Source organism: Okeania sp. SIO3B5 (assembly GCF_010692555.1).
Taxonomy (GTDB): Bacteria; Cyanobacteriota; Cyanobacteriia; order Cyanobacteriales; family Microcoleaceae; genus Okeania.
Map to the genome: position 1 here is coordinate 1 of NZ_JAAHHG010000410.1, position 9,222 is coordinate 9,222.

A 9,222-nucleotide genomic window follows, 5' to 3' on the forward strand; every position below is an offset into this window, starting at 1 on the left:
AGGCTACGGGAATACCACAACTCTGATAAAGAGCATGAAGAGACAGAACCGTAAAGTTTTGCCCAATATTAGTTGCATCTATTGCCAATGGCAGCCATTTTTCCTCACTATTCCATAAGCTAATAATTCACATCAGCGGAGATTAATTTCTTTGCGGTATTTTTAAATTAATCTCCGCTGATTTATTTTTTTTACTAGCCAACTTTTTATGCCATCAATGATTGGTTAGTACTCCTACTACTTGCAGAAAAGTATCTTTCACTTCTACCGAAGGAATCGATGCAAGAAAAATGTTTTTTTGTTGATTCTCTAAACTATCTAAATCAAAATAGGGGCATTTTTTTATTTTTTCTAAAACAATCCGCCCACTTTTTTAATTGATAATCCCCACTAAACTCATCAATATCACGAATCTGAAAAACTAAACCCAAAGGATTTTTACCTTTATCAGTTTTCGCAAATGTCATCCGAGCTGAAAGGCAAATATTTTTATCAAATGGATTGGATATAGATGATTTAATAGATAGCCTATATCCATTCCTGTCATTATATCCAAGCCTGTAGGGCAGTCCTCCTTCTCCCTTGGGCTCAATAGAAAATAATTTTTTCAGCGGAGATAAATTAGCTTTAATAAATTTCATTCTTTTCTATCCTCACAAACTAGACAATAGTGAATCAATAAGCTCAAACATTTCTAACTGCATTTCACTGAAAAAATCATAGTACCTCGAAGATCTGACAACTCCCTTACGCTTGCCAGTCATAAGATCAATTGTAATGCGGGGAGTAATGTCAGAAGTATATTTAAAAAAGTATTTTTTAATAGAGTAATCAAAGTAAGAGTAGCTGAAATAGACGCCTGCATGATTAAACAACTCAATAAAAAGTATCTCTACTCCTAAGACTTTATTTATCCGGTTTAGTAAGGACTGGTCAGTGCAAATAATCAAATCATTTTCAAGCCTCGAATATTCTGTAAAAGAAACGCCAAGCGAGATGGCAACTTCACGCTGAGAAAGTTCTTTATTGATTCTGGCAAGCCTGATAGTTTTCAATATACACTCCTCTACTTTTTAAAAATCCAATGACAGCTCTTATTCTGTTCTGTGTGCTAAATATGCAGCTTCCATGACTTAAAAAATTAATATTGATTTTTTTTTACATTTTAGGCTTTTGATTCCACTCTTTCCCATCAAGCAATCTTCCATTAATCTTAGGTCTAACCCCTCCCCACTGTTTAAAGAAAAATGGAACGCCAGCATCAACACACTGCTCACGAATTTCCTCTACCCATTTTTTCTCTATAGGACGACAGCCAGGGCCAGACTCACCACCAACTATCACCCAATCAATTCCAGTTGTCAAATCAATCTCACGCAAACTTCCTATCAATGGTTCGCAGGACAAAAATTTAATCTTTGCTGAAGTTTCTCGGAGCCAATTAATACGTTCAACAACATTTTCATCCTCAACTGAAACTCCCAACCATAAATTGTTCAGCCCTTCATAAGGAGTTTGCTCTCCCCAGGTCAAGGCGACACCATCCTCAAGCCAAAGCTTAGACATGAACTCTTGCATCCGTTCAGGGCGTTTAGTTAGCACTTGATAGGTATGCTGCGGTGTCTGCTTGATTACAGAAATCACCTGAAGTAAAAAAAGTTCTGGGACCTTGTCATGAAATAAATCTGACATTGAATTGACAAATATTTCCCGTGGCTTCCTCATCCTCAAAGGGATTGACAATCGCCCTGGATGACACTCGATCTCCTGGAATCCATTAGGATAAAATCTTTTCAATCTACCATTTGCTAATCTTTCAGCATAGCAATGCAAACATCCTGAACTAATTTTAGTGCAGCCAGTAACTACATTCCAAGTATACTGAGTCCATTCAATGTCTGATTTATTCATTCTTTTTCAATACTTTACTAAATTTTCCCAAACTCTCAAGCAATTGAAAGCGAATACCAGCTTCGATTTCGACAACAGTTTTATTCTCATCAAAGACAAACTCATAGGAAGAGAAGCATCCAAGGCCAATCGTTTCTTTTAAAATAAAACTTCTCAAGATATCAAAAAATGAGCGCCTCAATTCACAGTCAATAAAAATTATGTAAACATCTTTTTCCTCAGTGATTCTAGAAGACTTTAATTGCCATTTTATTGAATTAACATCAAGAGGAAACATATTTTCAACGCACATTTGAATTGCAATAGCCTTAACTGATTTACACATAACAAGCTTCACTTAAGCCCTTTTACTAATTTTTTGTACAAAATTTCAGCAGCCTTTGACCTAACTTTAGCTCTAATCTTCTTCACTGGCTTTCCCCCTAATTTCTCTCGATCATAAAGGTCGCCAAGATTTTGCAACACAGAATTAGTCCGATTGCGCTTAATCTCTACACGAGTAAAGCACCAAGACCAAAAAGCATTCATGGTTAGCACAGAGCCAGACCTATAGTGAACTTTCTTGGAACCGCTCCAATCTCTGACTGGAACTACCCCTAATATCTTGCGAAACCGCCTCAAACTTAAATCCTTGTTTGTCATTTTGCCGGATATTTTCCCCAGAGAGGTAATTACTTCCGGCAAACCATCGCTGCCAAAAAACTTTTCAATGGGATAAATTTGAGATAAAATTATTGCCTGCTGATTCATCCCAAATTGAAATTCGTCTTCCATTACTGATGTGTACAAGCGAAACTTATCCTTGGTTAGAGTTTGCTGAATAAGTTTTTCTATAAATTTCCCTTGTTCTCCAAGTAGACAAATGATTTGAGCATTAAATTCAGTAAATTGGGATAATCCAAATCCATAAGATTTTATGTAAAGCTCATCATATTTATTTTCATTCTCATCAGCCAGCCATCGCCAAAAAACAGAGGGCGACATTAGCAATCCGCGTGAAGATTTTATCTTGGCTACCTCGGGAAACTCGCAGTGCAAATCCTGATGGATTACATTTGTTAGCCGAGCAACCTCTTTCTCGTAAAAAATTCGACGGAAAATCAAATCTCTTAACTTACGGATATCATGATCCTGACGATTAACAAACTTTCGAGGATTATGATGATAATCAAACCAATAGCAAGCCAAGGCCAAACTATCAGCTTCGTCGTCCTTATCAGGAAGCGATAAAAATTTTCTGTATGGCGGTAGTGATTGATTAGGAATTAGCCACAGCTCACAATTTAATTTTTCCAGCCATAACTGCCAAAACTTTAAATATTTTAATCCTGTCGGTTCTGCGATCGCAATATCTGGAGCAAGTTCTCTTAGCTTCCCTACTCCCTCTGCATTATCTTCTAACCTAAAAAATTGAGTAGTAAGATAAGCTGCCCGAACATCTGAAGGCTTTGATGTCAGGAGGCACGCCACTATTTGCCCTCGACCAACATCAATGCCTAAAACTTTAGACATTTTTGGTTATAATACCATTAATTACCATATATCAAAAAAGGGCGCACGAATCATTTAGGGGAATAAATCCCATTTCACATCAAGCGCCCTTTTTCTAAAAAAAGCCCAAGAATTACTGAGGAAACTAAAGTCCAATTCATGTTAAGGGCTATACCAAGTATAACACGATACCTGTTGGTCAGAAAGGAACTCGCTCAATTTCAACTAATTGCTTGACCTGTTGCTCTGTGAAGCCAGCGTCAAACAGCGATGCTTTCTCATAAACAAATATATCCTCACCATCGTCCTCAAAAGTACCAATTTGCTTGCCTTTATCATAAATGTCCAAAAGGACACTGTTGTACAGGTTTTTTGTCAATGCAAAAGTAAATTCAGGAAACAAACCCTGAATCTGAAACTGTATGTTATCTAGAGTTGGTGTCGATTCACAGTCGCTTGCCAAAGGTTCAGGGGCCACTATGTTTAAGTCAAGTTCGCATTGCTCGCTTTCTTGACCTGGCGACCGCCCTGAGCCTCGATTTTTTCCATTGGTCTGACCAGCTGGCTTTGGGGATGTCAAAAATCCCTCCAGTTTTTTGATTTCTTCTGGTGTCGGCGGAACTGATTTAGCGACAGCAGTCAGATCGGACCTAGAACACACGCTAGGTTCTTCTTCCCCGTCAAAGAGAACGGCCCTTTCCTGGAGGCCTAGAAGCTTCCCATCTAAGTAGAAGCCTATCAAACGGCCAGTTAGCGCCTTGTTGTCGCTAGAAGCCTTAAGCCTTACCTGGTCTCCCAATACCGCCCCCTTCCGTTTTTTACCAACTCGTTGAGTGATAAACTGAAACTGGTTCCTTTCAACCAAATTCATTTCTTCCCATGCTAATTCTACGAGCTTAGGTCCTAACTTTTGTTTTGTAGCTTCTAACGCTTTATTATTAACACAGGCTAAAAGGGTTGCGATCGCATCCTTAGCCTCTACCTCAAGAGGGGGGGGGAGGAACAGGAGGCGATGCTTGCGTTGACTTACCTTCATCTTTTAGCTTTGGGGTTCCTGTAGGTTTTAATTCTTCAGAATTTGAATCCTGTTCAATAATTCCTTTTAGCGACTCTGAATCAAGGGGGATAAATTCAAATCGAATCACCCACACTACTTGTTGGTCGTCAGCGTCAAAAAATTTATCAACGAACTGTCGTTTTGAAAGTCGAGGAAAACCTTCTAGTTTCAAATCAGAGTCTGGCATAACTGCTAATAGCTCTTGATAAGGTTCGCTGGTAAGACGACAGTAACCTACACATTCTCCACCACGACTATTAGTCAGCGCAGGATAAATAGTTTGCGGAGATTTTCTATAAGTATTAATAAAACTTTGAGCATAACCATCCTTCCACGAACGTCGAGTCACTGACTTTTGCCCGGATGTCAACTGCTCTAGAGTATAGGCAAAGCTTATCCCTTTTTTACTTGGGATTAATCCAGCTTTGTCGTCCGTTTCGTCTACATCAAGGCTTACTAACCCTGGTTCCGGTTTGTCGTGATCAAGACAAGCCAACTCTGGCTCTGGTTCATCAGGCTGTTGGAACCACCAATCCACCTTTTCAAAAGCATCAGCTATTGTGTCAACGACCCGAAAATACCTTAGTCCTTTGTTGACAATAATCTCTTTAGTCTTGCCATCAGCCTTGTGTTTTACAGTCACCCATCTATCGGTCACAGTGTCTGTAATAGCCACCTTGTTGTCATCCTCGACAATTAATGTCCAGGTCTTTGGCAATTCAGAAGCAATTTGTTCTGCAAAAGTAAGTTGCTGATTAGTATTGACTGGAGCTTCTGTAGCTGACTCGCTTTCCTCGACAACATCAATAGTTTGCACAGACTCCACTTTTTCTTCAATGTGAATACTCTCGAGGGGATTTTCTGCTAATGGTGGATAAATTACTTCAGCTTCCTCGCTTTCATCTGAATCGTCAGGTCCTTCAATTTCAATCCTGATAGATTTGCGTGAATCATCAGGCTTAATATCAATGGGTTTGTAGTTATAACTTGAAAGCAAAGCATTGAGTCGTTCGGAAATATCAGATATTTCCTGGCTATCAGACTGCATTTGCGTAACCTCTGATTGCGCTTGCGCTAACTGACGTTCCAAAAGAGAAACTAGCTCTTGCCTCTCGTTAATTTGGGATTCTAATATCATGGTATTTGATGAGTTGAAATTTAATTATTTTGTAAAAATATTAATCATCGGTAGATGATTGCAGCTGTGTATTGCGACGAACCTCAGTCAGTTTTTCCAGATTCATGTGAGCAATATATTCTAAGGAGAATCCTAATTCATCAGCTAGAACTGATACTTGACAAAGAATACTCCCCAGCCTTGTGGCCATTTCTGTCCTGGCATAATCATCAGCATCTTTACCTTGAAAACTCTGGATGATATTTGCGACTTTCACTGCTTCCCCGAACATCACAGAAGCACAATCCGGCAAAACATTATCGTTAGGATAGTCGGCAAGATTTTTTGCCTTTTGTTGATAATCGTCAAAATTAGATATTAAATTCATCTCTTTCCTTGGTACTTGACTTAACTTCGCTGAAAATCTTAGCTGCGATCAAAGCATATTTAGCTCGCCTTTGAATCTCTAGTTTTAATGCTGCTTCAGTATAGTCATCAGCAATAATATATAAATGGCTTGCTAGCGATTCAAAAATTGTGCCCTCAAGGTGTTGTTGAAAATTGTCTACTGGTTGACTCAAAATTAACGCTCCCCTAAAACCTTATTTTCAAAATCAACAATTTCAAAATCAGGGAAAATATCTAGAACCGGAGATAGTTGCAAGTATTTTTCAGCGATATAAGATTTGAATTTAATAGCTTGAATCCAGGGTGCATCTTTTTGATATCCTGTTTGATTCTTGTTCAAGCACTGTTCGGCCAATTTTCCGTCTATAGGTCTTAAAGGAAGCCAAAGTGACAAATCATAAGTATATTCATCAGACAGATAAGAAAGACCAGAATCCAAACGCCCTGGCAATATGTGTACTGCACAGATGATGTACTTCCTCCCTTGCTCTAACAGTCCCAAACCTTCTCCCGCAGCAACAACAGTATCCCTCAGTTTAAATTTAGGTTCTTTCATCCTTTTTTATTTTGTTCAAATTCAGTAACTTCTAGGCTGGGAAAAACTTCTGGTTCTGAGGCTAGCTCAAGATCCTGCTCTGAAACATTATAAAAATTGAACCTAATCTCTTGAGTCCAAGGGATATTTTGTTGGTACTCCCTCTTCTCCTTAGCCTTGTACCACTCAGCTGTCCTCCCATTCGACGGCTCTGCTAGATCCCAGTACATCAAACGATAATGATAAGTTCCAGTGAAGTAAGAAACACCTGGGGACTTATCCGAGGGTAATTCCGTAGGCTCAAGACTAATTCCAGCTACTATGTACTTTCGGCCAGGTTCAGCCGTCATTATTGTTCCTCTGCTAACGACAACCGTATCTCCTAGTTTGAATTTAGGTTTCTTCATTGAAACGTTCTGCTAATGATTGACAACTATCTCTGTAAACATTAACGACTAAACAGCTAAAGTCAAAAGCTCGTTGTAATTTAGCTCTTTGCTCTTCAGCTCCAAGGTCTTGATCGGGTTGAAAAAGTTTTATGGCTAACTGTTTATAAATATCTATTACAGCAAAATGCAAATCCATTTTAGTGCGATAGATTGCATATCTAACAGTTTCATGAATTGTTTCCCCGAAATCATAACTGTCAGTAATCTCTACTTTTAAAGTCTCACTCTTTAAAAGTTTTTCCTTGATTCTGTCTACTAAATAATCTGCAAAATTTGCATGGTCTCTGTCCATGGCTTCTATTTCGTCTTTCCTCATTGTCGATCCTCCCTTGAATATGCTTCCAAATCAGTTTCAAAAATAGGGTATATAAGGTTTGCGTAATTAGTTGCATCAATCCACATAACTAAGTGATACTCATAATGCGGACGGGCAGAATCATCGAACATACTATTTATTGAAAAGTCCCGCAGTGAAACTCCTGCAACGTAAAAACGCTGATTTCTAACAAAAGGGTAGTAGCAAGTTCCTGTGACAACTACCTGTTGACCTATCTCAAACTTTGGTTTAAACAATGTAATTTTCCTCAATGAAAATCTTGACTAGCTGAAATCTGCTGGGAATCGTATCGTTTTGATCCGCTAATCTTAAATCTGCCTCTCGGACACTTTTCACATATTCAATTTTCTGAGGAAAAGGAATATTCGGTTGATACCCTTCATTTTTGGATTTTTTAAGGGCTTCGGACCACTTTATCAAGTGTGAAGGATCGTATGGCTGCGGTATAGTCCAACTAACAAGACCATAAACATATCTTCCATTCCAATAAGCATTCCTCAAGGATGAGTCCCACTCCCCTAATTGATGAATTTCCCAACTGACGGAACATACTAAATATTTGTGTTCATCAAAACGGTGGATTACAGTATCTCCTAATTGAAATTCAGGTTTTTGTTGCATAATCAAATCCTCTGCTAAGTTGGGCGTTTGTTGCCGTAGTCGCCAAATTTGCTCCCCCATCTGGCTTGCCTATAATGCCTCATATATGCTGCGTCCCTGGTTTTGGTCGATCGCCACTGGGTGAATCCCGAACGATTTGGGCGATCGCGATAAGTAGGAGCTTCTACAGCAGCACGATATCTTTCGGCAGTTTCTATTCCAGCACTTTGGAATAGTAGTAAATATTGATTGATTTGGCCTTGTAACATTTGTCTGTTTTTAAGTAAAGAAACCGTTATCGTCAAGAAGAAAGCCCCTGGTTAAGTAATTAACTTTTGTCGGCTTGAAATGAAAATCTTCAACCCTTCTTCTACTCAATTTCCATTAATCGATATCCAAAAATCGAATTCGCCTGTATCTATTACCCATTCTGTCCAAGTAGCAAAGTTGTCTAGCAAAATAACAAAACCTTTTATAAATTTGTCTTCTCGCTCACTTGCTACCTCGAATAGTTTATCTGCTAATATCTCGGCAATTTTTCCGGCTTTAATCATTTTTTTTGTCAGATTCATTTTCATTTTTGTCAAACTTAAACTTAATAATTTTTTAGAGCAAAATAAACTTTGCTCAAGTTCGGGCGATCGCGATAAGTAGGAGCTTCTACAACAGCACGATATCTTTCGGCAGTTTCTATTCCAAAGTGCTGGAATAGTCGTAAATATTGATTGATTTGGCCTTGCATCATTTGTTTAAGTAAAGGGCCTCCCACTGGAGAAGAAGGCCCAAGTGCAGGAATTAATAATAAGTTAGATTCTTCAAGAAAAAACATGAAGCTTGAGATGTCATCTACGTCTACTTTTGGTTGATTGCCTCCTAACTTTTTTTTTCTGTGTATGATTGACATAGTAGTTTAATCTCGCTAAGATGTCAACATTGAACTGCAATCTTTCAAGGGAAAATAGGCTAGGATAGTAATGCAATGAACGTCAAATCAAGAGCAGATGCCGAAAACAGTACATCAAAAATATGGGGAGACAAAAGCTCAGACAACTATCAAGTTGACTCCGGCTTGTATGAACTTCCTCGACAAATTGAAGAAGCAGAAAGACTTGAGCCGGAGCGAAGTATTGGAACAATTAGTAAGGGAGAAAATGCAACCGCAGCCACCGCCACCATTGACGGAGGAGGAGGCCGTACTAAAAAACTAGCGAGCCAGTTGGAACTGTTGAAAGAAGTTTTTTATGAATACGTAGGGGAGCATCGTGGCCGACTAGAACAAAGATTAGATGAAAATAAACAGTTCACTCAAAAATTTGA

General features: G+C 38.7%; 17 protein-coding genes. 1 reads left to right on the forward strand and 16 read right to left on the reverse strand.

Annotated elements, in window-relative coordinates; genetic code table 11:
- Window positions 1-323: 323 nt before the first annotated feature.
- The 16 genes from F6K54_RS33625 to F6K54_RS33700 form a co-directional block, all read right to left on the reverse strand.
- Window positions 324-641, reverse strand: a complete 318-nt coding sequence (locus F6K54_RS33625; protein WP_293087840.1) for a hypothetical protein — start codon at window positions 639-641, stop codon at window positions 324-326.
- Window positions 642-653: 12 nt separating this feature from the next.
- Window positions 654-1,055, reverse strand: a complete 402-nt coding sequence (locus F6K54_RS33630) for a helix-turn-helix domain-containing protein (protein ID WP_293087842.1) — start codon at window positions 1,053-1,055, stop codon at window positions 654-656.
- 103 nt (window positions 1,056-1,158) lie between these two features.
- A complete protein-coding gene (locus F6K54_RS33635) occupies window positions 1,159-1,911 on the reverse strand; it encodes a DUF5131 family protein (protein WP_293087845.1) in 753 nt (250 codons plus the stop codon).
- A complete protein-coding gene (locus tag F6K54_RS33640; RefSeq protein WP_293087847.1) occupies window positions 1,904-2,236 on the reverse strand; it encodes a hypothetical protein in 333 nt (110 codons plus the stop codon). Before F6K54_RS33640 ends, F6K54_RS33635 begins: the two co-directional genes overlap by 8 nt.
- An 8-nt stretch (window positions 2,237-2,244) precedes the next feature.
- Entirely contained in the window at window positions 2,245-3,423 is a 1,179-nt protein-coding gene (locus F6K54_RS33645; RefSeq protein WP_293087850.1) for a transposase, read from the reverse strand.
- Window positions 3,424-3,601: 178 nt separating this feature from the next.
- A complete protein-coding gene (locus tag F6K54_RS33650) occupies window positions 3,602-4,438 on the reverse strand; it encodes a hypothetical protein (RefSeq protein WP_293087853.1) in 837 nt (278 codons plus the stop codon).
- Window positions 4,386-5,597, reverse strand: coding sequence for a hypothetical protein (locus tag F6K54_RS33655; protein ID WP_293087856.1), 1,212 nt, complete (start codon window positions 5,595-5,597; stop codon window positions 4,386-4,388). The genes F6K54_RS33650 and F6K54_RS33655 overlap by 53 nt, the downstream gene beginning before the upstream one ends.
- Window positions 5,598-5,637: 40 nt before the next feature.
- A complete protein-coding gene (locus F6K54_RS33660) occupies window positions 5,638-5,964 on the reverse strand; it encodes a hypothetical protein (protein ID WP_293087859.1) in 327 nt (108 codons plus the stop codon).
- Entirely contained in the window at window positions 5,948-6,157 is a 210-nt protein-coding gene (locus F6K54_RS33665; protein WP_293087862.1) for a hypothetical protein, read from the reverse strand. Before F6K54_RS33665 ends, F6K54_RS33660 begins: the two co-directional genes overlap by 17 nt.
- Before the next feature lie 2 nt (window positions 6,158-6,159).
- Complete coding sequence (locus F6K54_RS33670; RefSeq protein WP_293087864.1) at window positions 6,160-6,540, reverse strand: hypothetical protein; 381 nt, start codon at window positions 6,538-6,540, stop codon at window positions 6,160-6,162.
- The gene (locus F6K54_RS33675; RefSeq protein WP_293087867.1) at window positions 6,537-6,926 is read right to left on the reverse strand and encodes a hypothetical protein; all 390 of its coding nucleotides are present in this window, start codon (window positions 6,924-6,926) and stop codon (window positions 6,537-6,539) included. Before F6K54_RS33675 ends, F6K54_RS33670 begins: the two co-directional genes overlap by 4 nt.
- On the reverse strand, window positions 6,913-7,284 hold the full coding sequence (locus F6K54_RS33680) for a hypothetical protein (protein ID WP_293087869.1): 372 nt from the start codon (window positions 7,282-7,284) through the stop codon (window positions 6,913-6,915). The genes F6K54_RS33675 and F6K54_RS33680 overlap by 14 nt, the downstream gene beginning before the upstream one ends.
- Before the next feature lie 249 nt (window positions 7,285-7,533).
- Complete coding sequence (locus F6K54_RS33685) at window positions 7,534-7,986, reverse strand: hypothetical protein (protein WP_293087872.1); 453 nt, start codon at window positions 7,984-7,986, stop codon at window positions 7,534-7,536.
- Window positions 7,941-8,174 carry a hypothetical protein gene (locus F6K54_RS33690; protein WP_293087875.1) on the reverse strand — a complete coding sequence of 78 codons (234 nt, stop codon included), beginning with the start codon at window positions 8,172-8,174 and terminating at the stop codon, window positions 7,941-7,943. Before F6K54_RS33690 ends, F6K54_RS33685 begins: the two co-directional genes overlap by 46 nt.
- Window positions 8,175-8,279: 105 nt before the next feature.
- A complete protein-coding gene (locus F6K54_RS33695; protein WP_293087878.1) occupies window positions 8,280-8,477 on the reverse strand; it encodes a hypothetical protein in 198 nt (65 codons plus the stop codon).
- Window positions 8,478-8,500: 23 nt separating this feature from the next.
- Window positions 8,501-8,809, reverse strand: a complete 309-nt coding sequence (locus F6K54_RS33700; RefSeq protein ID WP_293087881.1) for a hypothetical protein — start codon at window positions 8,807-8,809, stop codon at window positions 8,501-8,503.
- Window positions 8,810-8,978: 169 nt separating this feature from the next.
- Between F6K54_RS33700 and F6K54_RS43335 the strand changes: the two genes are divergently transcribed.
- Entirely contained in the window at window positions 8,979-9,113 is a 135-nt protein-coding gene (locus F6K54_RS43335) for a hypothetical protein (protein WP_366558300.1), read from the forward strand.
- Window positions 9,114-9,222: the final 109 nt, after the last annotated feature.